Below are 24,684 nucleotides of genomic sequence, written 5' to 3'. Positions count from 1 at the left end.
GAAAATTAATGTGGGCAGCTGCAATACTGGCAGATCATTCTCTAGAGGGCAATGATGAGGTCGGGAATCCACCCCTCTCGCTATTCTCGGCCTACGTAGGCCTGCACGATGAGAGGCTTCGCTTGCTCAAGGTCCTCAAAGCTGGAGATAGCAACTTCCAAATCCCCTGTCCCCCAGTGGCCGAATGTCCTCGCATCACGCATATTGGGCGCGAGCGGCATGAGCGAATCTGGGTCCACGTGCAGGAATAGAAGCAGACGGCTCTTCTGAGGAACAACCGTTGCGAAGTTCTTCAGACGCTTGAAGGCCGTGTACAACTTCAGCTCTTTTCGCTGAACGTCATCACCAAGCGATCCGATGAAGTCGTCCAGTGAGCTGACCAGCTCTTTCATATCCGGCCCAAACAAGCCCATCCATTCTGCATAGCTACGGTCGCCAGTAGCTCCAACTGGTCGAGTCCCACTCGCAGGCTGTGCCTCAACCTCTTGGATCCGCGCCCTCGGCTTAGATCGGGGCCCACCAACAGTGTTGACCTGCTCGAAGAGCAGCAGATCCGCACCAAAACGGCGGTATCGGATGAGCTCCACGCCCTGATTGATCTGCTGAACGGCATGCTCATCGAACTTCGTGAAATCAGCGGCGATGCAAAGAACTCGCGGCGAGCTCCAGTCAATCTGTGCAGCCACGTCCATGCCAAGGGCATCCATTACCTGGAGCTTGAACTCCGCTTGGTGATCCATCAACCAGTTCAGGTAGTAAAGGCCCTGGTTGATAACGTTCTCGCCGACGGAACGCTTGTACTCGAGGATCACGGGACTATTGTTTTCGTCCAAGCCCAGTGAATCGATGCGACCGCCATGAGTTCTCCCCGTGGCGTACTCGGTGGCAACGAAACGGATACCCAACATGGTGAGTAGATTGGCCTCGATAAGCGATTGCAGCGGCTTCTCCAAGTCAGACGCACTGCCACGCAACTCTGCCGCTCTTCCATCTACCAATCTAAAGAGTTTGATGTCGCTCACTTTCTCTATACCCGTCTCTTCAACTGAAGCCCATGAACTTACTACTAGAGCCCACAGTCCATGAAGTACAGACGATGGACGCACGATAGCCTCGTCATAGCAAGTGAGACCCGACTAGACTCTCACGCAGCACCCGCAATGAGAAACCGGAGGCTACTCAAGCTTGCGCGTATCAACGGCCGTCTTGAGCATTTTCAGAATGACCAGCGCGAATGCTCGACTCTTGGTGTCGTTATCCAGCACTTCCAGCGACAGCTTCTCGTGGTCGGTCATCGCGTCCAGCACGGTTTCCAGTACCCGCTTGGGGAACAGTCCATGCATCACCTGTTCCACCGAGTGGTTGTTGACCTGGGCCATTACATCTTCCTGCCGGCTAATGCGCTGAGCGATGCCAGTGAGGAACTGCAGCTGGTCGTCATCGCTAACCTCCGCACCGAAGATATCATTCAGCGCCTCGATGATTTCCGACAGTCGCTTCTTTTCGGGATCATGTGGCTTACCGCTGCCCACGTCACTGCCCGGCTTTAGGGCGTACTCGCCCTCTTCCTCACTCAATCGCAGGCGGTGCTCAGCGCGCTTGCTTAGGCGGTAATGACTTAATTGCAGCTCGCCCACGTCCACATCGTCTTGTTGCAGACGGTCCACGCGGAGTAACGGGTGTAGGTGCTTAGCGTACACGCACAGCTGCTCCAGCTCGCGGTCCTCATAAGGAACGATCTGCGAGAGGAACTCGTACAGGCGCACAAAGCTCTGCAGGTTCTTGCGGAACAGATCGAGCTGGTCCACCTGCTCGCCGGCCTCTTTCAGTGCGTGTTCGGCCAGTTTCAGACCGGCGATGTCACCATTAGCCTCTGCAGTGCGCTTGTACTCCAGCGCCTGCTGACGTGATTCCAGCGAGAATGCATAACGCTTGGCGAAGCGCTCCCTCGCGGGCGCGCAGTAGTAGCTGAGCTTACTGGCCGCCGCCTTGGGGTCGAAGAAGGCCATGGCGAACGCCTCAACTTCCTGCCAGTGATAGATACCTTCGGCATCCAGTTTCTTCTGCAGGTCATAGATGATCTGCGGGTCGGTCACGTCGGTCAGCTCTGCCTTGGTGTAGTACGGCAGGAAGGCGTCGAGGATATCCTGCGGCTCGTTAAAGAAGTCGAGGATGAAGGTTTCCTTGCTGTCACCGAAAGTGCGGTTCAGGCGAGACAGGGTCTGCACGCAGTCCACGCCTTGCAGCTTCTTGTCCACGTACATGGCGCACAACTTTGGCTGATCGAAGCCGGTCTGGTACTTGTTGGCCGCGATCATCACATTGAAATCCTGGGTATCGAAGGCATCCGCCAGGTCACGGCCATTCAGGCCGGCGTTGAGCAAGTTGCTGCTTTCCGTCACCTCTTCGGGGATCACCTCATCGGGCAACACGCTGCCCGAGAACGCCACCAGGGGGTGTACATCGCGGTAGCCCATCTGCTGCACATACGCTTTCACCGCCAACTGGTAGCGCACCGCTTCCTGGCGGCTGCCGGTCACCACCATGGCCTTGGCCTGACCATTCAGCAGACCACGGATACTGGCGCGGAAGTGCTCCACGATCACCTCCACCTTCTGGCTGATGTTGTACGGGTGAAGCCGTACCCAACGGGCCAGTTTGATGCGCGCCTTTTTGCTATCCACCTCGTCGTCTGCGCCCTCCGGGTGGGCGATCTTCCAGGCGGTGCTGTAGGTGACGTAGTTGCGCAGCACGTCGAGGATGAAGCCCTCCTCGATGGCCTGGCGCATCGAGTACAGGTGAAACGCCTCTGGCTTGTTGCTGGAGCTGGCCGGGAGCGTCGGGTCGGCCGGGCGGCCAAACAGTTCCAGTGTCTTGGGCTTAGGCGTGGCGGTGAAGGCGTAGTAGCTGATGCGCTCATTGGGGCCACGTGCTGCAACGGCGGCATTCTGTAGATCTTCGGCGCTGACCTCTTCGGCATCCAACGCATCGCTGCCGAGAATCTGCTTCAGCTTGCTGGCCGATGAGCCGGTTTGTGAGGAGTGCGCCTCGTCGGCGATCACCGCATAGCGCCCACTGGCCAGCTTGGGGTGCTTGTCCAGGGCATCGAATAGAGCAGGGAAAGTCTGGATGGTGACAATGATGATGCGCGCCTGCCCGGCCAATGCTTGAACCAGTTGCTCCGACTTGCTCAGAGTGCCGACATCACGAGTGATCGGCTTGACCACGCCCTGGGCGTGCTCGAACTGGTAGATGGTGTTCTGCAGTTGGCTGTCCAACACCGTACGATCTGTAATCACGATCACCGAGTTGAACAGGCGCTGGCCGTCAGCCTCGTAGAGCGAGGCCAACTGGTGCGCCGTCCAGGCAATGGAGTTCGACTTGCCGGAACCAGCGCTGTGCTGGATAAGGTAGCGCTTGCCCGACCCTTCGGCACGGGTGGTGCTTATCAACTGGTTGACCACCTCCCACTGATGGTAACGGGGGAAGATCATCGTCTCCTTGGTCACCGGCGTGCCGTCGGAGCCCTCGCTGGTCTTCTTTTCTATGTGCAGAAAGCGCCCCAGCACCTTGAGCCAGGCATCCGGCTGCAGCAAGCGCTGCCACAGGTAGCTGGTCGCGTACTGGCTGTCGTCTTCGGGCATGGGGTTTCCCGCGCCGCCTTCTTCGCTGCCGAGGTTGAATGGCAGGAAAAAGGTGTCTTTGCCCGCCAGCTTGGTGGTCATCGCCACTTCGTTCTGGCCCACGGCAAAGTGCACAAGCGCACCGCGCTTGAAGGTCAGCAGCGGCTCGGGCTTGCGCGTGAGCGGGTCTTTTACCGGGCGGTCTTGGCGGTACTGACGCTTGGCGTTTTCCACCGATTGCTTGAACTCGCTTTTCAGCTCCAGCGTGGCGGTAGGGACGCCGTTAACGAACAGCACCAGATCCAGCCGTGGATTGTAGCTCTGGCCACCGCTGCCAGCCTCGCGCGCATGCGGCGAGTAGGACACCTCCGGCACCACGCGCAGGCGGTTGCACTGGTAACGTCTTAGCGTGTCGGGGTTCATGCCATGGTCGGGCTGGAAGCTGCATAGCTCCACCTTCACACCCGGCAGTTTGAAGCCATGCCGCAGCACATCCAGAGTGCCACTCTGCTCCAGCTCGCGCACCAGTTTCTGCACCAACACATCATCCGGATTATTCGGATTGGCTTTGGCGAACTTGTCCCAGCGCTCCGGCCAGGCCTCCTTGAAGTAACCCAGCGCATCTTCAGTGTACAACGCCGTACGGCGATCGTAGCCGCTGGCGGTGCCAACCAGCCAGCCTTGGGCGGCCAGGACGTCGATGATGTCTTGCTGGAATTGCGCTTCCTTGCTATCCGCCATTACACGGCCTCTTCTTCTAATTCGGGGAATGACGCGCGGGTCGGTGGCTGCCAGCCGCGCACATCGATTTTCCCGGTGACGGCGGCGGAGATTAGGGCGGAGCGGCGTTCGGAGATTAGCTTCACCGAAGACTGTGCCTCGTTGATTAGTAGGTCATAAGAGTCACAGCGCTTGGCTAAGAAATCAGAAATCCCCTTCTGCTCAGACAGAGGCGGCTCAAAAAGTGGAATATTTCCGATATCCGCCATATTGAAATGACTGACAGTACTTCCTTGAGACAACTGTTTAACGAAGTCTGAAGCCAGCCCGGCATATATTGAGTGGACAGTGAAGGCAGGATCAATCCTAGTCTTGTCAAGCTTAAAAAGCACCATGCGTTGACCCAGGCATACCTCAAGGTTTTCTGGCACCAAACATGCCTCACCTGCCGGCGCCTCCCTCGTGAAAAGTATATCTAATGGCTCTGGCACCCCTCTCCTAGTCCAGTCAATGTAAGTATTTCTGTCGGCATATTTTGCCCCGTCAAGACTAAGCAAGCCATTTCGAACATTTGTCGTGCGACAAACCAAGTACTCACCATCATCACTATATTCAGCAGTTTTATGCTCAGCATCAATCATTGCGTTCAATATGTGCTTGATACGAATCTGCTTCCAATGTGCCGGCACCTCACCGAGCCACTCCACGCCGGAGTCTTTCATCGGCACCCTGGGGTCGAGGCCTTTGGTAACGGCGTGGGAGATCACGGCCTGGCGCTTTTCCTTAAGCAGTTCGATCAGGCGCTGCTGCTCTTCGATCAGCGCGTCGATGCTGGCGGTTTCGTGGTCGAGGAAGCGGGCGATTTGGGTTTGTTCGACTCGCGCAGGAAAGCAAAACCGCTCCTGCAAATAGGACTCAGCATCAAGATTCTGGATACCGGTAACCTGCTTCACCGAAGGGTAGTTAACCCGGCCGCGGTAAAGATTGCCGAAGGCATAACAAAGAAACTGACTATCGAACTCCGCGAGCGGGCGCATTCTCGCCACGAAGTTTGATGTGATAGCGTCAAACTCATGCTTGAACAAAACGACACAGCCGACCAGCGTTTTTTCTCCCCCCAGACTTCTCGATCAGCAAATCACCTGACTTGATCAATCGCGATTGTCTTTCTTTAGGCGTGATACTTCTGTAGGTCAGCTTATCGAGTCCAATAGTCGAAAAAGATCGCTCGAAGTCGGCAACCCGGATGACTGCAATATCATTTTCGCCATCGGGCTCATCGCCCCACAAGCCGTTTACACACCCATCCACCGTACGCTTAAGTGAGTAAACCGACCAATTCTGCGGCACCTCGCCCAGCCACTCAACGCCAGAATCCTTGTATGCAGGATAACGGGGAAAGCTCATGCCGACAGCCCCTCAATCATCTGCTTGATACGGTCGGTGCAGGCTTTTAGGTCGCGGTCGATCTCGACCAATGGGCGCGGCGGCTGGAACACGTAGAAGTGGCGGTTAAAGGGAATCTCGAAGCCGACAATACCGACTTCACCATCCAGCGCATCGGTCTTGCTTTCGTCGATCCAGGCATCCGGCACATGGGGAATGACTTCGCGCGCAAAGTACTCATACACCGATTCACCCAGCGGCACATTCTCGTTATCGCGCAGGCCGGCGTCGGCTTCCGACTGGCCCTTGGTCATGCAGATGTCCGCTTCGGGGTCGCGCTCGCTCAAGGCGCTCATCAAAGCTTTTAGCTCCGGCGTGCTGAGGCTGACGCTGTGGGCGGTGAGGGCTTTTTTCAGCAGCTTGCTGAACTGCTCGCGGTTGCGGTGCAGCCGGCTGGCATCCATTGTTTGCAGGGCCGCCATCAGGAGCTGCTGAGCGGCGCTGTCGAGCTTCTGTAGGGCTTTTTCTTCCAGAACTTTAGCGACGCGCTCAGCACTGGTCTGGAAGTTTAGACGCAACGGGCGTTCGACGGTGATGCGCCGGTAGCCGAAGGCCTCGATCGGGAAGATTTTGCTATTGGCGGTCTGCTCGAAGCTACCATATAGGCGCACCAGATTGCTGATCTGATCTTCGGTAATGTACTGGCGCTTGCTGCCCAGCGACTTGCGCATTTTGGCGAAGTGCTGGCTGCCGTCGATCAGCTGCACCTTGCCCTGACGCACAGCGGCCTTGTGGTTACTGAGTATCCACACATAGGTGGCGATGCCGGTGTTGTAGAACATGTCGGTCGGCAACGCGACGATGGCCTCTACCAGGTCGTTCTGCAGCAGGTAGCGGCGAATTTCCGACTCCCCCGAGCCCGCACCGCCGGTAAACAATGGCGAGCCGTTGAGGATGATGCCGATGCGCGAGCCACCGTCGCGCGGGTCACGCATCTTGCTGACCAGGTGCAGGAGGAAAAGCAGCGAGCCATCGGATACGCGTGGCAGGCCGGGTCCAAAGCGGCCGTCAAAGCCTTTGTGGCTGTGCTCGTCGGTGATCTGCTTTTGCACCTTCTTCCATTCCACGCCAAATGGCGGATTGCTGAGCATGAAGTCGAAGTGCTTGCCGGCCAGTTGATCGTTGGACAGGGTATTGCCGAGCTTGATACTGGCCACGTCCTGGCCCTTGATCAGCATGTCCGCCTTGCAGATGGCGTAAGACTCGGGGTTTAGCTCTTGGCCGTGCAGCGACACACTGACCTTTTCGCTGATGGACTGGATGTACTCATCACCCTCAGACAGAAAACCACCGGTGCCAGCGGTTGGGTCGTAGATGGTGACGATGCTGTTGGGCGCGAGCTTGTGGTCCTGATTGGTGATCACCAAGGAGGTAGTGAGGTGCACGATATCGCGCGGCGTGAAGTGCTCACCGGCGGTTTCGTTGGAGCTCTCTGCAAACTTGCGGATCAGCTCTTCGAAGATGATGCCCATGCCGAAGTTGCTGATGCGCTCCGGGCTCAGATCCGTAGCTGCGAAACGCTGTACCACTTGATAGAGCAGGTTGGCAGTTTCCAGCTGCTGAACGAAATCTTCAAAGTGGAAGTGCTCGAAGATCTCACGTGCATCCTTGCTGAAGGCTTGCACATAGCTCATCAGATCGGCCGCGGTCTGCGTATCAGATAGAGTGCTGAGGTTGAGCGATGACGCATTAAAGAACTGCTGGCCTGAAGCGCGCAGCAGTAGCATCTCTCGCACTTGATCTGGCCGACCTTGCTGAGCCGAAGCTTGTTTGATCACCTTGTCCTTGGTCGGTGCGAGCACACACTCCATTCGGCGAAGAAGAGTAAACGGCAGAATGACTCGACCGTACTGGGACTGCTTGAAGTCACCACGCAAAAGATCGGCAATCGACCAGAGAAATGCGGCCGTCTGGGAGTGATTTTCCGAGTTCACGCAACAACACCTTGGATCGAATGCAAAGGGAAAGTCTACACTCAAGGTCGGCCGGCAGGAGCAACGAGCCGCCTCCCCGCCCCACCCCTTTTCCAGCGCCTCCCCCTTGGCATCGGCTGCCGGCCAGCGCGGCACTACCGCATCCAACTACCACCCCAATTCCAATGTCTGCGACGCCCTCCCCGCAATCAACAAGGGCGCCTCTCGGCGCCCTCGTTCTTTCAACTCATTCCCACTCAATAGTCGCCGGCGGCTTCCCCGAGATGTCATAAACAACCCGCGACACCCCCCGCAACTCATTGATGATCCGGTTGCTCACCGTACCCAGGAACTCATACGGCAGATGCGCCCAGTGCGCGGTCATGAAATCGATCGTCTCAACCGCACGCAGCGCAATCACCCACTCATAAGCCCGCGCATCACCCACCACGCCCACCGACTTCACCGGCAGGAACACGGCAAACGCCTGGCTGGTCTTGTCGTACAGGTCCGCCTTGCGCAGCTCATCAATGAAGATGGCATCGGCCTTGGCCAGCAGCTCGGCGTATTCGCGCTTCACTTCGCCCAGGATACGCACGCCCAGGCCCGGGCCCGGGAACGGATGGCGGTAGACCATGGTGCGCGGCAGGCCCAGCTCGACGCCCAGGCGGCGCACTTCGTCCTTGAACAGCTCGCGCAGCGGCTCCACCAGGCCCAGCTTCATGTGCTCCGGCAGGCCGCCCACGTTATGGTGGCTCTTGATCACATGCGCCTTGCCGGTCTTGCTGCCGGCCGACTCGATCACGTCCGGGTAGATGGTGCCCTGCGCCAACCACTTGGCGTTCTTCAGCTTGTTCGACTCTTCGTCGAAGATCTCAACGAACAGGTTGCCGATGATCTTGCGCTTGGCTTCCGGGTCGCTCACGCCTTCCAGCGCGGCGAAGTAACGGTCGGCGGCATTCACGCGCACCACCTTCACGCCCATGTGCTCGGCAAACATTGCCATCACCTGGTCGCCTTCCTGCCAGCGCAGCAGGCCGGTATCCACGAACACGCAGGTCAGCTTCTCACCGATGGCCTTGTGCAGCAGCGCGGCCACCACGGACGAATCGACGCCGCCGGACAGGCCCAGGATCACTTCGTCATCGCCCACCTGTTCGCGTACACGGGCGATCTGGTCGTCGATGATGTTGGCGGCGGTCCACAGGGTCTGGCAGCCGCACACGTCCACCACGAAGCGGCGCAGCAGCGCCTGGCCCTGCAGGGTGTGGGTCACTTCCGGGTGGAACTGCACGCCGTACCAGCGCTTTTCTTCGTTGGCCATGGCGGCCACCGGAATGCGGTCGGTGGTGGCGGTGATGGTGAAGCCCGGCGGCGCGACGGAGACGTGGTCGCCGTGGCTCATCCAGACATTCAGCTTCGGCTCGCCGCCGTGGTCGCTCAGGCCCTTGAACAGCGCATCCGGGTTGATCACGTTCACTTCGGCGTGGCCGAATTCGCGCTGGTCAGCGGCTTCGGTGGCACCGCCCAGCTGCGCGGCCAGGGTCTGCATGCCGTAGCAGATGCCGAAGATCGGCAGGCCGCTGTCGAACACTTCCTGCGGCGCGGCCGGCGCACCCGGCAGCGTGGTCGATTCCGGGCCACCGGACAGGATGATGCCCTTGGCGCCGAAGCCGGCGATCTCGGCCGGGTTGTGGTCCCACGCCCAGATTTCGCAGTAGACGCCCAGCTCGCGGATGCGGCGGGCGATCAGCTGCGTGTACTGCGCGCCGAAATCGAGGATGAGGATCTTGTCGTTATGGATGTTGGTCATGGTGCCGTTCCAGTGGTGTTTTTCGCAGCGCCCGGCGCTTCAAGGCTCTGCGTCAGCGTGGCGATGAACGCCTCGCGTTGTTGAATATGTGAGGGGTCTTCCTCGTCCCAGCGCAGCATCAGCAGGCCATGCGGTGCGTTGGGGTTGGCGCGGTCAGCGCGCGGCAGCTCGGCGATTTCCTGCACTTCGGTGCCGGGCACGATGCGCCGTTGCATGGCGTGCATCGGGTAACCGGAATCCACGGCATTGCCCCAGAAAGCGGACTGCGCGCTCATCCGTTTCGGCTCCAGCGGCCCCAGCTCGGCGGTGACCACGGGGTCTTCAAGCCTGTCACCCAGATCGGTAACGCACCGCAGGATGACCTGCAGCGGGCGCTCGCCGGTGCCTTTCAGCAGCCAGCGCTGCTCGCCAGCGGCCTGCACCTGCCAGCCCTTCGGCAGCGAGAACGCGTTCTGGCACGCCTGTACGTCCTGCAATTGCGAAACCGCCGCGCCCGGAGACCCGGAGCGCGGCGGCGGTTCGGACAACGAACAGCCTGCCATCAGCAGGCTGCCCGTAATCGCAAGAGCAGTTCGCAAGCGCATCAGGCGCGGTAGTTCGGCGGCTCTTTGGTGATGGTCACGTCGTGGACGTGGCTCTCACGCTGGCCGGCGCCGCTGATCTTCACGAACTTGGGCTTGCTGCGCATGTCTTCGATGGTGGCGCAGCCCACGTAGCCCATGGTGGCGCGCAGGCCGCCCATCAGCTGGTGGATGATGCCGCCCACCGGGCCGCGATACGGCACGCGGCCTTCGATGCCTTCCGGCACCAGCTTGTCGGCGGTGGCGGCGTCCTGGAAGTAGCGGTCCTTCGACCCCTTCTCCATGGCAGCCAGCGAACCCATGCCGCGGTAGCTCTTGTACGAACGGCCCTGGTACAGCTCGGTCTCGCCCGGCGATTCCTCGGTACCGGCCAGCAGGCCACCGACCATGATGGTCGAGGCACCGGCGGCCAGGGCCTTGCCGATGTCGCCCGAGTAGCGGATGCCACCGTCGGCGATCAGCGGGATGCGGTCCTGCAGCGCTTCGGCCACCAGGTCGATGGCGGTGACCTGCGGCACGCCGACGCCGGCGACGACGCGAGTGGTGCAGATCGAGCCCGGGCCGATGCCGACCTTCACGGCGTCCGCGCCGCTGTCCAGCAGCGCCAGTGCGGCTTCGCCGGTGCAGATGTTGCCACCGATGACCTGCACCTGCGGGAAGTTCTTCTTGACCCAGCTGACGCGGTCCAGCACGCCCTGCGAGTGGCCGTGCGCGGTATCGACCACGATCACGTCCACGCCGGCAGCGACCAGCGCTTCCACGCGGCGATCGGTATCGCCACCCACGCCGACGGCAGCGCCGACCAGCAGGCGGGTCGACAGATCCTTGGCGGCGTTCGGGAAGTCGGTGTTCTTCTGGATGTCCTTGACGGTGATCAGGCCACGCAGTTCGAACGAATCATTGACCACCAGCACCTTTTCGATGCGGTTGCGGTGCAGCAGCTGCAGCACTTCGTCGGACGCGGCGCCTTCCTTGACCGTGATCAGGCGATCCTTCTTGGTCATGATGTGGCGGACCGGATCGTCCAGCTCGGTTTCGAAGCGCATGTCGCGGTGGGTCACGATGCCGGCCAGCAGGCCGTCGCTGCCCACCACCGGCACGCCGGAAATGTTGTGCGCCTGGGTCAGGGCCAGCACGTCGCGGATGGTGGTTTCCGGGCCGACGGTGATCGGGTCGCGGATGACGCCGGCCTCGAACTTCTTGACCTTGGCCACTTCCGCGGCCTGCTGTTCCAGGCTGAGATTCTTGTGGATGATGCCCATGCCGCCGAGCTGGGCCATGGCGATGGCCAGGCGGGCTTCGGTGACGGTATCCATGGCTGCGGACAGGATCGGAAGCTTCAGCTTCAGGTCGCGAGTCAACCGCGTTTCGAGGTTGACGTCCTTGGGCAGGATGGTCGAATGGGCGGGGACGAGCGAGACGTCGTCGTAAGTGAGTGCTTCAGCCTGGATGCGCAGCATCGGCATACCCGAGATGTGGGGAAGCGCGACATTTTACCCCTTTTTCGCGCCGTGTGGCAGGGGGTAGATGCGACGCAGTGTCGCGCGGGCGGTGGTTGGTTCAGGGGGGCCGTCGGGGCCGACGGCATACCGCCTTTGGTAGGTGCCAACCTTGGTTGGCACGGCCCATCCGGCACCTGGACCCCAGATGGGCCGATGACCCCGATGGATGTGCCGACCAACGGTCGGCACCCACCTTAAGAGGATCACTCGGGCCAGTCCTGGAACTGCCTTTGGTAGGTGCCAACCTTGGTTGGCACGATCCGTCCGGCACCGGTGCCCCAGATGGGCCGATGGCCCCGATGGATGTGTGCCAACCAAGGTTGGCACCTACCAGGAGCGGGTCACCGGCGTGCCCCAGCATTGTGCCGACCAACGGTCGGCACCCACCGACGGCAGATCTCCCCAACAGCAGGTCAGCTCAGCGCTTCCGCGGCTTCCAGGGTGTTCTGCATCAAGGTGGCCACGGTCATCGGGCCCACGCCACCCGGCACCGGGGTGATCCAACTGGCCCGCTGGGCGGCCGCTTCAAACCCAACATCGCCCACCAACCGGCCGTCATCCAACCGGTTGATACCCACATCGATCACCACCGCGCCCGGCTTCACCCATTCGCCCGGCACGATGCCCGGGCGGCCCACCGCCACCACCAAGATGTCGGCGTTGCGTACGGCCTGTTCCAGCACGTCCTTGGGCGTGAACTTGTGGCAGCTGGTCACGGTGCAGCCGGCAATCAGCAGCTCCAGGCCCATCGGGCGGCCAACGTGGTTGCTCACGCCCACGATGGTGGCGTTGCGGCCGCGCACCGGCTGGTCGGTGTGGCCCAGCAGCGTGGTGATGCCGCGCGGGGTGCACGGGCGCAGGCCGAACTCGCGCAGGGCCAGGTGGCCGACGTTTTCCGGGTGGAAGCCGTCCACGTCCTTGCGCGGGTCGATGCGCTGGATCAGCCGGCGCGCGTCCGGAATGCCCGGCAGCGGCAGCTGGATCAGGATGCCGTTGATCTTCGGATCGGCGTTGAGCTGGTCGATCAGGTCGAGCAGCTCGGCTTCGGTGGTACCGGCCGGCAGGTCGTAGTCATGCGCTTCGATGCCGACCTTCTCGGCGGCACGGCGCTTGTTGCGCACGTACACGGTCGAGGCCGGGTCGCCGCCGACCAACACCACGGCCAGGCCCGGGCGGCTGCCACCGGCGGCCACGCGGGCGTCGACGCGCACCTTCAGGCTGTCGAGCAGGTCCTCGGCGATACGGCGGCCATCAAGGATGCGGGCAGGAAGCTGGGGGGCGGAATCGGTCATCGGGAGCGGGCGTGGGGCGGCGGGGACGCTATTGTCCCCGATTCAGGCCCCCTCGCCCACCGCCCGCTTCGGCAATGCCGGCCGCTGGCCGACAACGGCACATTGGCACCGACCGGCAACACGGGCCGCTGGCTGACAACGGCAAATGGCCGACCACCGGTAGTGCCGGCCGCTGGCCGGCAACCTCATGACGTCGTGACGTTTCCGTATCTGCCGGCCAGCGGCCGGCACTACCGGGGGCTACTCTTCCTCTTCCGGCACATCCTGCGGGTTCAGCGTCTTGCTCTCCCGCTTCGGCGCAGTAAACGGCGTCGGCGTCGGCACGCCCTGCGGGCTGTTGCCGTAGATCATCCGCGCGCCGGCATTCAAACCACCACCGGCAATTTCCAGCTCAAAGCGCTCGGCATCGCGACGGCGGATCTGCTCGGCGATCTCCACCGCGTCATCCTCATCCGCCCCCAGCTCCACCAGCGCGGCCTGGCCGAACAGCACCGCCGATTCAAACGTCTCGCGAATCTGGAAATCGACGCCGGCATGGATCAACCGCAACGAATGCTCACGGTCGAACGAGCGCACCATCAGCTTGGCCTGCGGGAATTCATGCGCCACCAGTTCAACAATGCGGTCGGCGGCCTCGGCCTTGTCCACGCACACCGCAATCGCACGCGCAGTCGCTGCACCGGAGGCATGCAGCACATCCAGACGCGTGCCATCACCGTAATAGATCTTGAAACCGAAGCGCGCCGCGCTCTGGATCATCTCCACATCGTTGTCGATGATGGTCACGTCCACGTCGCGCGCCAGCAACGACTGGCTGGCAACCTGGCCGAAGCGGCCGAAGCCGATCAGCAGCACGCTGCCGGACAGGCCATCGGCCTCGTCCACGCCGTCCATGTTCACCGTCGGCTTCGGCGCGATGCGCTTGTAGACCAGCACCACCAGCGGGGTCAGCGCCATCGACAGCACCACCACGGCGGTGAAGTTGGCATTGATCTCCATGTTGATCACGCCGGCCGAAGCCGCAGCCGAGAACAGCACGAAGGCGAACTCGCCGCCCTGCGCCATCAGCACGCCGCGGTCCAGCGCCTGCGCGTGGTCGCTGCCCATCACGCGCGCCACCACGTAGATGCACAGCGCCTTGGCTGCCATCAACGCCAGCACCAGGCCAAGGATCAGCTGCCAGTTGCCAGCCACCACGCCCAGGTCCAGCGCCATGCCCACGCTGAGGAAGAACAGGCCGAGCAGGATGCCGCGGAACGGCTCGATGTCCGCCTCGATCTGGTGGCGGAAGGTCGACTCGCTCAGCAGCACGCCGGCGAGGAACGCACCCATCGCCATCGACAGGCCGGACAGCTGCATCAGCAGCGCCGCGCCCAGCACCACCAGCAGCGCGGCGGCGGTCATCACCTCGCGCGCCTTCGATTCGGCCAGCACGCGGAACAGCGGGTTGAGCAGGAAGCGGCCGACCAGCACCAGGCCGACGATGGCGCCGACGCCGATCGCCACCGACAGCCAGCGCGAACCCTCGCCATCGGCGCTGCCCGCGCTCGGGCCCATCCAGGCCACCAGCGCCAGCAACGGCACGATCAGCAGATCTTCGAACAGCAGGATGGAGACGATCTTCTGCCCCGACGGCAGCGCGATGTCACCACGTTCGGCCAGCAGCTGCATCACCACCGCGGTGGAGGTGAGTACGAAGCCGGTGGCACCGATGAAGGCCACCTGCCATGGCAGGCCGAACAGCTTGGCGATACTGGTCAGCACCAGCGCACAGGTGACGATCTGCAGCGTGCCCAGCCCGAAGATCTCCTTGCGCAGGCTCCACAGATGCGAGGGCCGCATCTCCAGGCCGATCACGAACAGGAACATCACCACGCCCAGCTCGGCGGTATGCAGGATGGCCTGCGGGTCGGAGAACCAGCCCAGCCCGAACGGTCCGATCGCCAGGCCAGCGGCGAAGTAGCCCAGCACCGAGCCCAGGCCGGCCCGGCGGAACAAAGGCACCATCACCACCGCCGCGCCCAGCAGGGCCACGACCTTGACCAGCTCGCTGGTCGCTGCTTCTACCGCCATGCGGTGTTTTCCCCAAGATCCAGAATCGGGTTCAACAATAGAGCAATGCCGATGACGGCAATAGCACGCATGTTGCGCCGGATTGTCTTGGAGGTGGAACGATGCAGGGAGCGACCCCCAGCATCATCCCGAAACCCGATACATCCATCCACGCATGGCGTGGATCTACCGAAGCATTAGTAGATCCACGCCATGCGTTGATGATTCCCCGGCCAGCCTCACCCGCCCCGGCAGAACGCGGCGTAATCGATATACCCCGGGAACGGCATGCCCGGCGCACACACCGGGCAATGCGGGTCCGGCCGGATGCCGGTCTCGCGGAAGCGCATGCCAAGCGCATCAAAGCGCAGCAGGCGGCCGACCAGCGGCTCGCCGATGCCCAGCAGCAGCTTCAGCACCTCGGTGGCCTGCAGCACACCGGCCAGGCCAGGCAGCACACCCAGCACGCCGGCCTCGGAACAGTTCGGCGCGAACTCCGGCGGCGGCGGCTCCGGAAACAGACAGCGGTAGCACGGCGCCACGCCACGCTGGCGGCCGGCGTCAAACACGCTTACCTGGCCGTCAAAGCGCTCGATGGCGGCGTAGACCATCGGCTTGGCTTGCTTGATGCAGGCATCGTTGAGCAGATAGCGCAGCGGGAAGTTGTCCGACCCATCCAGCACCACATCCACGCCCTCCAGCAGCGCATCCACGTTCTCGGAGGTGACCCGCTCCGGCACGGCCTCGACCTCGATCGACGGATTCAACGCCAGCAGCCGCTCGCGCGCGGAATCAACCTTGAGCTGGCCGACGCTGGCTTCGGTATGCACGATCTGCCGATGCAGGTTGCTCCGCTCCACGCGGTCGTGGTCGGCGAAGCGCAGGTGCCCTACCCCGGCGGCGGCCAGATAGAAGCCAGCCGGCGCACCCAGCCCGCCCGCCCCCAGCACCAGCACGCGCGACTGCTGCAGCGTACGCTGGCCAGCCTCGCCCACCTGCGGCAGCAGCAGGTGGCGCGAATAGCGGTCGTAGAAGTCGCGGTCGGCGGCGCTGGCCAGCGGCTGCACCAGCGGCAGCGACTGCTCGCGCCAGGCCACGGTGCCGCCGCTCACGGAAGCCACATTGGTATATCCAGCCTCCAGCAGGAACTGCGCGGCATCGGCCGAGCGCTTGCCGCTCTGGCAGATCAGCAGGATCTCCTGGTCGTGCTTTGGCAGATGCGCGGCCGGGTCGGCCTGCAGCTCGCCCTTGGCCACGCCGCGCGCGCCCTCGGCCATGCCCCCGGCCCGTTCATGCGCTTCGCGCACATCGATCAACACGGCGCCATGGGCCAGGCGCTCACGTGCGTGCGCGGGGGAAAAGCTCTTGGATGCTCATGGCCGCATTATCGCGCAGACACCCTCGACGCGCCTTGCCCCGAACATGGCACCATGCGGGCGTTGCTCCCTGCATCCCGGAACCGCTGCATGCGCTCTGCCACCGAATTCTGGCGTGACCCGCGCATGCCCTTCGTCGAAAGCCGACGGGCGTGCGACAGTCGCGCCTGCCATCGCCCGCACAGCCATGACACTTTCTCGATCGGCGCCGTGGACGCTGGCAACAGCGTGTTCACCGGCGCGGCGGAAGGACCGCGCCTGCTGCAGCCTGGCAGCCTGGTCGGCGTACCTGCAGGCCGCGTGCACGCCTGCAACCCCCTGCCCGGCCAGGTCTGGAGCTACCAGATGCTGCATCTGGATGCGCGCTGGATGGCCGAAGTCCGCGCCGAGTATGACGACCTGCCCGAACCCGACTGGCAGCAGGAACCGATCCGGATTTCCAGCCATCGCCTGCGCTACCAGCAGTACTGCCAGCTCAACCAGACGCTGTTCTCCGACGATCCGGTCAGCGTCAAGGAAGCTGCCCTGATCGCGTTCGTCGGCGATCTGGATGAACACGATGGTGTAGCCGTGGCCGGCCCACCTGAAGATGCCGCATTACAGCAGCGGCTGCAGCCGGTGATGGACATTCTGCGCCAGCGGCTCGAACACACCCCGGCCCTGCAGGAACTGGCATCGCTGGCAGGCATGAGCCGCTACCAGCTGATCCGCGCCTTCCGACGTGCCACGGGCCTGACGCCACACGCCTGGCAGATCGACCAGCGCATCCAGGAGGCTCGCCGACGGTTGTGCGAAGGCCAGGCACTGGCCGTGGTCGCGCATGCATTGGGGTTCGCCGACCAGAGCCATTTCCAGCGGGTCTTCAAGGCCCACGCCGGTGCGACCCCGGGCCAGTACCGGCGCTGAGCCTGCAATAACGTTCAATACCACCGCGCGGCACATCCCCAGACTGGCGCCCCCGCCAGCCGCCGCCGGACCCGATGGAACAGTTCCTGGTCATCGCCACCGTACATTTTCTCGCCCTGCTCTCACCCGGCCCCGACTTCTTCCTTGTTGCGCGCACTGCGATCACCTCTGGCTGGCGCACCGCCAGTGGCGCCTGCGCAGGCATCGCCCTCGGAAATGGCGTCTTCATCGTGGCCGCCTTCACTGGAATGGCCATGCTGCGCGCAGATAGCGCAGGGTTCATTGCGGCGCAGTTGGCGGGCTGCGGGTTCCTGCTGTACCTCGGCACGCTGTTCCTGCGCCATGCGGGTTCGACGACGCTGCAGGCATCTGACGCTGCCGCCGGATCGCGAGCGGGCGGTGCCCACGGATGGTGGAAGGCGGCAGGGCTGGGCGCCCTGTCTGCGCTGCTGAACCCGAAGAATGCGCTGTTCTACGCAACGTTGGCGGCAATGCTCAACGGCCCGCAGGCCAGCGCCGCAACGAAGTTCTTCTATGGCGCGTGGATGTTCGGCATCGTCCTGCTATGGGATCTGCTGGTAGCCGCGCTGGTCGGCCACCCGTGGGTGCTGCGTCGGTTCGCACGCGCCCTGCCCTGGCTGGAGCGGGCCGCAGGGCTCCTGATGATTGCGCTGGCGCTATGGATCGTCGTGTCGCTGTGGGTGGGCTGATGCCGGCGATTCGCGCCTGTCGCAATGGCGTTCAATACCGCGCGTTCACACCCGCCCACACTCTGCACTTTCTGTAGGTCAGTGGCAGGTTTACGTGCAGCAGTTCTTCATCGTCGCGGTGCTGTACGGCTTCGCCATGCTCCTGCCTGCTTCGCATCACGCGAAGATCCTGCGCACCGCGATGGGCACGGGCGGGCACGCCGCCATGGCCGCGTCGTTCGGTATCGCCATCGGTACGGGCGTCATCTGTGCGACGGCTTTCGTTGCAGCGGGCATGCTGGGAAACCGCGGCCTGTGGACGCTGGCGATGCAGTGCGCGGGCTGCCTCCTGCTGCTGCGCCTGGCGGGCATGTGCCTGCGCGATGCCGGGCTGACCACCCTCTCTCCGCTTTCCCTGCAGATGCCCTGGGGCCTGAGGGCCCGCTCCCGTTGGCCGCACGCCGAGGCTGGATGCCTGTTGGCGCTCGCCAGCACCAGCAACTGGATGCTGCAGTTCGCGATTGCAGCCCTGATTACCGGCCTCGTTGCCGACACGGGCACCCAGGCCGCGTACGTGGCCGGCCTGAGCGGCGTCGCGCTGTCGCTCGGCCTGCTGATGGCGTGGCTCGGCAGCCATCCGCGCAGGGCACAGGGGTGTTGCCGATTGCTTCCATGGCTGGAGCATGCCGCGGGCCTGCTGATCGGGGCGGTGTCGGTGGCGTACCTGGCAGGTGCACTGGGTACGACCCTGGTCTGGGCAAGCATCACGGGGCAGGTGCAGATGCCGGAATCGATCCCCGCCACAAGCCAGGTGCAACCTGCTTCAACATCGCGGCGCGGCCGGGGCATGCCATGCGCGTTGCCGCATTGCCGCGCTCGTCGCAGCAGTCCGCCATGATCGAGACATCGAGAACCAAACCCATGCCTGGCTGGCACGCCCAGCGCGCCCGCAACAGCAGGGTTCGGGTTTCATACTATTAGGCCGATGTTCGCACGGACAATCGCCACAACGCTTCAGAACCGACCACGAGATGAGCATGCACAGTAGTTGCCCTGATGATCCGTCCGGCTCGATCGTCGAAAGGACCGACATAGCACCGCTTGGAGCAGGGCCTTTGGAGGGAACAACCTTCACGGTGAAGGACAATATCGATCTGGCGGGTCATAAGACCTCCTATGGCAGCCCCGCTTGGCGGGCCAGGCATCCTGCGCCGAAGCTCAATGCGCTTTGCGTCGATCAGGTATTGGCTGCGGGCGCGCGCTGCGTGGGTAAGGTCGTCGCGGACGAATTCACGTATAGCCTCGACGGCGAAAGCCAGTTCTTCGGCACGCCGGTGAATGCCAGGGCTCCAGATCGCATTCCCGGCGGCTCTTCAAGTGGATCGGCAGCGTCGGTCGCCAATGGCGTGGCCGATTTCTCCATCGGCACCGATTCGGGCGGCTCAATCCGTGTTCCTGCGAGCCTGTGCGGTATTTGGGGCATGCGCCCATCCCTGCATCGGATTTCCGAAGCCGGCGTGCTGCCCTTCATGCCGAGCGTCAGCACGGTGGGCGTCGTTGCCGCATCATTGAACCTGCTTGATGCAGCGACACGGGTTTTGCTGCGCAGCAGCTCAAGCCAGCCGGCGCCGCTGCGACGTATCCTGGTCCTCGCCGATGCGCTGGACATTGCTGACGAAGCAGTGAGAAACCAGGCGGAGGCCGCCTTGCAGGCGATCGCCACCCGCACAGGCATCGAGCCGGAGACAGTCCGCTTCTCGCAGATCGTCGGCGCGGACGTTCCGCTAGTCGATTGCAATGTGAAGGCGCTTCGGAATCTGCAGACGGCCGAATTCCAGAGCACGGTTGGCAGCTGGATCGAAACACACAAGCCCGAGCTTGGCTTTGCCTTCTCCATGGCGTATGGAAATGTGCAATCGTTCGACCGGCTTACCGCACTCGACAGCATCACCCGCTGCGAATGGTTCTTCGAGAGGATCAATGCTTTCCTCATGCCCGGAACCGTCATCTGCTTCCCCACGACGCCTGTCATTGCCCCTCTCAAGGGATCGCTGACGACGCTGGAAGCCGTGCTGGACTTCTACGATAGGACAATGGCGATCACCGCCTTTTCCGGTGTCGCGCGGCTGCCCGAGATTTCCATGCCGTTGCTGACTGTCGACAATTGCCCGGTTGGACTCTCTGTTGCCGCTGGTCATTATCAGGATGAATTCGTGCTGGCCTCAGCCAGGCAGATGACAGAAGGAATTGCATAAGTCGAATCCAGTCCTGGCCCTAAGGAAGCGTCCATGCCCAAATCCCGTCGCTGAAAGGTCCCCTCGTCGAGTTCCACATCGAGGTAGGTCCCCCAGCGACCGCCCAGCGCACATCAATCAGCACAGCGCCTCAGGCCAGGCGCTCACGCGCCTGCGCGGGGGAATCTCTTCGATGCTCATGGCCGCATTGTCGGGCACGGGGCGCCGGACCGCGTCGACCGGTATCTGCGAACACGGGGGTTGCCGGCCAGCGGCCGGCACTACCACAACGAAAAAGGTGGCCCTGCGGCCGCCTTTCTCTGCATCACTTGCCCTTCACGTGCTTCATCAAGCGCCGCTTGGCCTTGACCTGCCGCTCGGTGAGGACGTTCTTCTTGCCCTCGTACGGGTTGGTACCCTCGCGGAAGATGAAGCTCACTGGCGTGCCGATCAGCTTGAAGCGCTTGCGGAAGAAGTTCTCCAGGTAGCGCTTGTACGATTCCTGCAGCTCCTTCAGGCGCGTACCGTGCACGATGAAGGTGGGCGGGTTGGCGCCGGCCGGGTGCACGTAGCGCAGCTTGGAGACATGGCCGCGGATGGTCGGCGGCGGGTTGGTCTCGTACGCCACTTCCAGCGCCTTGTTCACTTCGCTGGTGGTGAAGGTCTTGTTCGCCGATTCGTGCGCGCGGTGCACCGCGCGGAACAGCTCACGCAGGCCCGAGCCATGCTTGGCCGAGATGCGCACCGACTCGGCCCACGGCACGAAGCCCAGCTTCAGCGACAGCATGGTTTCAGCCTGCTCGCGCTGGTACTCGGTCAGGCCATCCCACTTGTTGATGGCGATCACCAGCGCGCGGCCGGCGTCGAGCACGGCACCGAGCACGGTGGCGTCCTGGTCGGTCACGCCTTCGGTGGCGTCGAGCATCAGCACGGCCACCTGGCACTGCTCGATCGACTGCATGGTCTTGACCACCGAGAACTTCTCGACGACCTCGTCCACGCGCGAACGACGGCGCAGGCCGGCAGTGTCGATCAGGCGGTACTCGCGGCCATCACGCTCCAGGTCCACTGCGATCGAGTCGCGGGTGGTGCCCGGCACGTCGGAGGCGATCATGCGCTCCTCGCCGAGGATGCGGTTGACCAGGGTCGACTTGCCCACGTTCGGGCGGCCGACGAAGGCGATGCGGATGCGGTTCGGATCGTTGTCCAGCTCTTCGCCGCTGCCTTCTTCCGGCAGGCGCTGGACCACTTCGTCCAGCAGGTCGTCCAGACCCTGGCGATGCGCGGCCGACACGGTCAGCATCTCGCCGAAGCCGTAACGGGCAAATTCCGAACGCACGGTGTCCTCGTCGGTGCCGTCGATCTTGTTGATCAGCAGCAGCGTCGGGCGCGACAGCTTGCGCAGCCAGGCCAGGATCTCGTCGTCCATCGCCGAGGTACCCTCACGGGCATCGACCACGAACAGGATCAGGTCGGCTTCCGCCGCAGCGGCACGGGCCTGGCGGGTGGTAGCCCCTGCCAGACCCTCTTCTTCTTCCGCGATACCGCCGGTGTCGACGACGAGGAAATGATTGTCCTCGTCCAGACGGCAGACACCGTAGTTGCGGTCGCGGGTGACGCCGGGCTGGTCATGGACCAGCGCGTCACGGGTGCGCGTAAGCGCATTGAAAATAGTCGACTTGCCGACATTCGGCCGTCCAACCAGGGCGACCAAAGGCAGCATCGCGATTACTCCAATTTTTAATTTGCCAACCGGAAGGCGGTCAGCTTGCCATCAACGTTCTGCACCAGCAGCACCCCGTCTACGACGATTGGCTGGGCCAGCAGGGCGTCACCGCCGCTCTTTGCCCGTGCCGCCATCGCACCATCGGAGGTCTGCAGCCAGTGCACGTATCCCTTGTAGTCGCCGACCACGACGTAGTCGCCGTGCAGTGCCGGGCCGGTCAGCGAGCGACGGGCCAGTGCGGTCTGCGACCACATCGCCGCGCCGCTGGCCTTGTCCAGGCCGAACACGCCGCCCTTGTTGTCGGTGACGAACACATTGCCAGACGAGACCGCCACGCCACCGGCACCGCCATGGTCGCGCGCCCACAGCGGGCGACCGGTCGGACCTTCGATGGCCATCGTCTGGTTCTTGAAGCTGCTCACGAACAGGGTGTTGCCATCCAGCACCGGCGCACCGTCGACATCGGCCATGCGCTCCAGCTCGGTACGGCCTTCACCGTTGCCCACATTCTGTTCCCACAGGGTGCGGCCATCCTGCTGGGCCAGGGCGGCAACCGCGCCCTCGTCCTTGCCGATGAACAGCACGCCCGGGCCGGTCACCACCGGCGCGTTGCCACGCACGGTCAGCGCCGGCAGCTCGCTCGGGTTGAACCACTTCTGGGTGCCGTTGCCGGCATCGAATGCGGTGATGCGGCCGTCATTGCTGCGCACGTAGACCGCGCCCTGGGCGATGGCCGGCGCGGCGATGACTTCACCCGGAACACGGGCGCGCCACTTCTCGCTGCCGTCGTTGATGTCCAGGGCGATGACCTGGCCATCGAGCGTGCCGATCACGACCAGGTTCTCACCGACCCCCGGGCCGCCGGACAGGCGCAGCTTGGCCTTCTTCTTTTTTTTCTTCGGCTCCCAGGTCCAGACCTTCTTGCCGGTCTGCAGGTCGATGGCGTGCACGCCACCGGTGAGTGCCGCAGCGAACACGTGGCCGTTGGCCACGGCCGGGCCCTGGCGCACGCCGATGCGGCGCTCGCCCTTGCCGAGGTTGACCGACCAGGCCTTGTTGACCTTCACGGTCGGCTCGAACTTGACCAGCTCAGCCGGTTCCTGTGCCTTCTTCGCGGCCGCGTCCTTGCCGGCGAACCAGCCCTTCACGGTGCTGCAGCCGGTCAGGGCCATGCCCATCAGGAGCACGGTGGCGACGCGGGTGATCATGACCTTCTGACTCATCAAACCGACTCCGCAGGGGCGGCAACGGTGCCGCCGGCGTCCATAACCTTGGTTTCCAGCAGGCGCCGCTGCGGCGCTGCCACGTCCAGCGACTTCAGCGCTTTCTCGTACTGGCCTCGGGCGTCATCACGCTTGCCCTGCGCCATCAGCGCGTCGCCATGGATTTCCAGGCTGCTGCTGTCGGTGGCGCTGCCCAGCAGCTTGATCGCCTCGTCACTCTTGCCGGTGGCCACCAGCAGGCGGGCCACACGCTGGTCGACCACGCGCTGCAGGTCACCTTCGACCTTCACGCCGCGCAGAGTGGCCAGGGCTTCTTCGTTCTTGCCGGCGTCGACCTGGGCCTTGGCCAGCTGCAGCGCCGCGAGGTCGCCGTAGATGCTGGACGGGCCGGCTTCGAGCGCCTTGACCGCCTTGGAGGCGTCGTCGAGCTTGTTCTGCTGCAGGCCAACGAGCGCCTTCTGGTACTCGACATTGGCCGAGGCCAGCTTGCCGCCCTGATCCTTCTGGTACCACTGCCAGCCGGCAATGGCACCGATGGCGATGACTACGCCACCGAGGATGCTGGCGCCATTCTTCCGCAGCCAGCTGCGGACGCGTTCACTTTGTTCGTGCTCGTCGAGCAGATCGTCGATCGCCATGCGTACTCTCGCCCCGCCCATCGGGAGGGACCATTGGGATTAATCGAAGGTGGTGAAACCGCGCCTCAGTGCGAAACCGGGACTACGGAGCCTTCAGAGGATACCTGAAAGCGTGCCACGTTGGCTCGCTGGTAGGGGGTCAGATCGACGATAGCGCCGTTCTGCTGAACCTGGACCGCCGAGGCGTTGCCCAAGGTCACCCGGGTCACCTGGCCCGGCGTGAAGCTGCGGCTCTCGCCGGATTTGATCAGCGCCTTCTCGACGGTAGCGCCGTCCGGGCCGCCGATATCGACCCAGCTGTCGCCGCTGAACTGCATGTCCAGCGTGTTGGCGGCAGCCGCTGGTGCCGGGGCTGAACGCGGCACCGGGGCCAGCGAGGCTACGTACGGGGTGGCGGCCGGCTTGCTGGCCGGGGCGCTCGCCACGTCAGCCACGGCGGCCGGCTCGACGCCGGCGGCAGACGGGGTCACCGGCACAGCGGCCGGGATCGCGTCCAGCGAAGCGGTGTTCGGCGACGGCGTCGCACTGCCATCAAAATGACCACGGGTGGCGAACCACACCGGCACCGCCAGCACCGCGGTGATACCGACATACAGCACGCGACGGCCGAGATTCTCGGCAATGCGGCGCGCACGCGGGGTGTGGGTATGGCTGACCAGGGTGGGTGGAACCACCGGGCCGACCTGGGCCTGCTCCAGCAGCTGGCTCACATCCACGTCCAGCAGGCGCGCGTAGCTGCGCAGCTGGCCGCGCACGAACACCGGCGCGCCCAGCTTCTGCCATTGTTCCTCTTCCAGCGACTTGACCACCTGGACCGGCATGCGCAGGCGCGAGCCGACATCTTCGAGGGTCAGTCCGGCCGCCTCGCGGGCCTGGCGCAGGCGGCTGCCGCAGCCGGCCGCAGTCTCGAGAGCGCTCACAGTCTGGTCATCAATCACAATGCATCAACC

General features: G+C 63.4%; 18 protein-coding genes and 1 pseudogene. 4 read left to right on the top strand and 15 right to left on the bottom strand.

Annotated features, from left to right (window positions below):
- Nucleotides 1-80 precede the first annotated feature (80 nt).
- The 11 genes and pseudogenes from ACZK3W_RS09530 to moeB form a co-directional block, all read right to left on the bottom strand.
- Nucleotides 81-1,022 carry a DUF5655 domain-containing protein gene (locus tag ACZK3W_RS09530; protein WP_478450693.1) on the bottom strand — a complete coding sequence of 314 codons (942 nt, stop codon included), beginning with the start codon at nt 1,020-1,022 and terminating at the stop codon, nt 81-83.
- A gap of 153 nt (nt 1,023-1,175) precedes the next feature.
- Nucleotides 1,176-4,364 carry a type I restriction endonuclease subunit R gene (locus tag ACZK3W_RS09525; protein ID WP_478450692.1) on the bottom strand — a complete coding sequence of 1,063 codons (3,189 nt, stop codon included), beginning with the start codon at nt 4,362-4,364 and terminating at the stop codon, nt 1,176-1,178.
- Nucleotides 4,364-5,380 carry a restriction endonuclease subunit S gene (locus tag ACZK3W_RS09520; RefSeq protein ID WP_478450691.1) on the bottom strand — a complete coding sequence of 339 codons (1,017 nt, stop codon included), beginning with the start codon at nt 5,378-5,380 and terminating at the stop codon, nt 4,364-4,366. The genes ACZK3W_RS09525 and ACZK3W_RS09520 overlap by 1 nt, the downstream gene beginning before the upstream one ends.
- Before the next feature lie 34 nt (nt 5,381-5,414).
- Complete coding sequence (locus ACZK3W_RS09515) at nt 5,415-5,750, bottom strand: restriction endonuclease subunit S domain-containing protein (RefSeq protein WP_478450690.1); 336 nt, start codon at nt 5,748-5,750, stop codon at nt 5,415-5,417.
- A complete protein-coding gene (locus tag ACZK3W_RS09510; RefSeq protein WP_478450689.1) occupies nt 5,747-7,723 on the bottom strand; it encodes a type I restriction-modification system subunit M in 1,977 nt (658 codons plus the stop codon). Before ACZK3W_RS09510 ends, ACZK3W_RS09515 begins: the two co-directional genes overlap by 4 nt.
- Nucleotides 7,724-7,949: 226 nt before the next feature.
- Complete coding sequence (gene guaA / locus ACZK3W_RS09505) at nt 7,950-9,515, bottom strand: glutamine-hydrolyzing GMP synthase (protein ID WP_012479957.1); 1,566 nt, start codon at nt 9,513-9,515, stop codon at nt 7,950-7,952.
- Entirely contained in the window at nt 9,512-9,991 is a 480-nt protein-coding gene (locus ACZK3W_RS09500) for a hypothetical protein (protein ID WP_315974081.1), read from the bottom strand. The genes guaA and ACZK3W_RS09500 overlap by 4 nt, the downstream gene beginning before the upstream one ends.
- Nucleotides 9,992-10,098: 107 nt before the next feature.
- Nucleotides 10,099-11,556 (bottom strand): IMP dehydrogenase, encoded by a 1,458-nt coding sequence (gene guaB / locus ACZK3W_RS09495; protein ID WP_049483302.1) that lies wholly within the window; start codon nt 11,554-11,556, stop codon nt 10,099-10,101.
- Nucleotides 11,557-12,011: 455 nt separating this feature from the next.
- Nucleotides 12,012-12,890 carry a bifunctional methylenetetrahydrofolate dehydrogenase/methenyltetrahydrofolate cyclohydrolase FolD gene (gene folD / locus ACZK3W_RS09490; protein WP_014036908.1) on the bottom strand — a complete coding sequence of 293 codons (879 nt, stop codon included), beginning with the start codon at nt 12,888-12,890 and terminating at the stop codon, nt 12,012-12,014.
- 240 nt (nt 12,891-13,130) lie between these two features.
- Complete coding sequence (locus ACZK3W_RS09485; RefSeq protein ID WP_478450688.1) at nt 13,131-14,963, bottom strand: monovalent cation:proton antiporter-2 (CPA2) family protein; 1,833 nt, start codon at nt 14,961-14,963, stop codon at nt 13,131-13,133.
- 218 nt (nt 14,964-15,181) lie between these two features.
- Nucleotides 15,182-16,319 (bottom strand): annotated as a pseudogene (gene moeB, locus ACZK3W_RS09480) (molybdopterin-synthase adenylyltransferase MoeB).
- Nucleotides 16,320-16,408: 89 nt separating this feature from the next.
- Here moeB and ACZK3W_RS09475 point away from each other — a divergent pair.
- The 4 genes from ACZK3W_RS09475 (at nt 16,409) to ACZK3W_RS09460 (ending at nt 20,168) form a co-directional block, all read left to right on the top strand.
- Nucleotides 16,409-17,224: a helix-turn-helix domain-containing protein gene (locus ACZK3W_RS09475; protein WP_478450687.1), complete on the top strand. Its 816-nt coding sequence runs from the start codon at nt 16,409-16,411 to the stop codon at nt 17,222-17,224.
- A gap of 74 nt (nt 17,225-17,298) precedes the next feature.
- Nucleotides 17,299-17,934, top strand: coding sequence for a LysE family translocator (locus ACZK3W_RS09470; RefSeq protein ID WP_478450686.1), 636 nt, complete (start codon nt 17,299-17,301; stop codon nt 17,932-17,934).
- Nucleotides 17,935-18,028: 94 nt separating this feature from the next.
- Nucleotides 18,029-18,811, top strand: coding sequence for a lysine transporter LysE (locus tag ACZK3W_RS09465; protein ID WP_478450685.1), 783 nt, complete (start codon nt 18,029-18,031; stop codon nt 18,809-18,811).
- 238 nt (nt 18,812-19,049) lie between these two features.
- On the top strand, nt 19,050-20,168 hold the full coding sequence (locus tag ACZK3W_RS09460) for an amidase family protein (protein WP_478450684.1): 1,119 nt from the start codon (nt 19,050-19,052) through the stop codon (nt 20,166-20,168).
- A gap of 304 nt (nt 20,169-20,472) precedes the next feature.
- On the opposite strand, the gene der is transcribed toward ACZK3W_RS09460, so the two are convergent.
- The 4 genes from der to ACZK3W_RS09440 form a co-directional block, all read right to left on the bottom strand.
- On the bottom strand, nt 20,473-21,870 hold the full coding sequence (gene der, locus ACZK3W_RS09455; RefSeq protein ID WP_049453247.1) for a ribosome biogenesis GTPase Der: 1,398 nt from the start codon (nt 21,868-21,870) through the stop codon (nt 20,473-20,475).
- Nucleotides 21,871-21,887: 17 nt separating this feature from the next.
- Nucleotides 21,888-23,096, bottom strand: coding sequence for an outer membrane protein assembly factor BamB (gene bamB / locus ACZK3W_RS09450; protein ID WP_478450683.1), 1,209 nt, complete (start codon nt 23,094-23,096; stop codon nt 21,888-21,890).
- Complete coding sequence (locus tag ACZK3W_RS09445; RefSeq protein WP_032130493.1) at nt 23,096-23,734, bottom strand: YfgM family protein; 639 nt, start codon at nt 23,732-23,734, stop codon at nt 23,096-23,098. Before ACZK3W_RS09445 ends, bamB begins: the two co-directional genes overlap by 1 nt.
- Nucleotides 23,735-23,799: 65 nt before the next feature.
- Complete coding sequence (locus tag ACZK3W_RS09440; RefSeq protein WP_032130492.1) at nt 23,800-24,672, bottom strand: RodZ domain-containing protein; 873 nt, start codon at nt 24,670-24,672, stop codon at nt 23,800-23,802.
- Nucleotides 24,673-24,684: the final 12 nt, after the last annotated feature.

It is taken from the genome of Stenotrophomonas sp. 80084_Sma (assembly GCF_056481995.1).
Note: the sequence above shows the minus strand (reverse complement) of the source record. Positions and strands in the feature narration are given on the sequence as shown.

Bases quoted from the DNA above. Each gene is read 5' to 3' on its own strand.
- ACZK3W_RS09525 (WP_478450692.1), bottom strand. From the start codon at position 4,364: ATGGCGGATAGCAAGGAAGCGCAATTCCAGCAAGACATCATCGACGTC.
- ACZK3W_RS09520 (WP_478450691.1), bottom strand. From the start codon at position 5,380: ATGCGCCCGCTCGCGGAGTTCGATAGTCAGTTTCTTTGTTATGCCTTC.
- ACZK3W_RS09515 (WP_478450690.1), bottom strand. From the start codon at position 5,750: ATGAGCTTTCCCCGTTATCCTGCATACAAGGATTCTGGCGTTGAGTGG.
- guaA (WP_012479957.1), bottom strand. From the start codon at position 9,515: ATGACCAACATCCATAACGACAAGATCCTCATCCTCGATTTCGGCGCG.
- guaB (WP_049483302.1), bottom strand. From the start codon at position 11,556: ATGCTGCGCATCCAGGCTGAAGCACTCACTTACGACGACGTCTCGCTC.
- folD (WP_014036908.1), bottom strand. From the start codon at position 12,890: ATGACCGATTCCGCCCCCCAGCTTCCTGCCCGCATCCTTGATGGCCGC.
- ACZK3W_RS09485 (WP_478450688.1), bottom strand. From the start codon at position 14,963: ATGGCGGTAGAAGCAGCGACCAGCGAGCTGGTCAAGGTCGTGGCCCTG.
- ACZK3W_RS09475 (WP_478450687.1), top strand. From the start codon at position 16,409: ATGCGCTCTGCCACCGAATTCTGGCGTGACCCGCGCATGCCCTTCGTC.
- ACZK3W_RS09470 (WP_478450686.1), top strand. From the start codon at position 17,299: ATGGAACAGTTCCTGGTCATCGCCACCGTACATTTTCTCGCCCTGCTC.
- der (WP_049453247.1), bottom strand. From the start codon at position 21,870: ATGCTGCCTTTGGTCGCCCTGGTTGGACGGCCGAATGTCGGCAAGTCG.
- bamB (WP_478450683.1), bottom strand. From the start codon at position 23,096: ATGAGTCAGAAGGTCATGATCACCCGCGTCGCCACCGTGCTCCTGATG.
- ACZK3W_RS09445 (WP_032130493.1), bottom strand. From the start codon at position 23,734: ATGGCGATCGACGATCTGCTCGACGAGCACGAACAAAGTGAACGCGTC.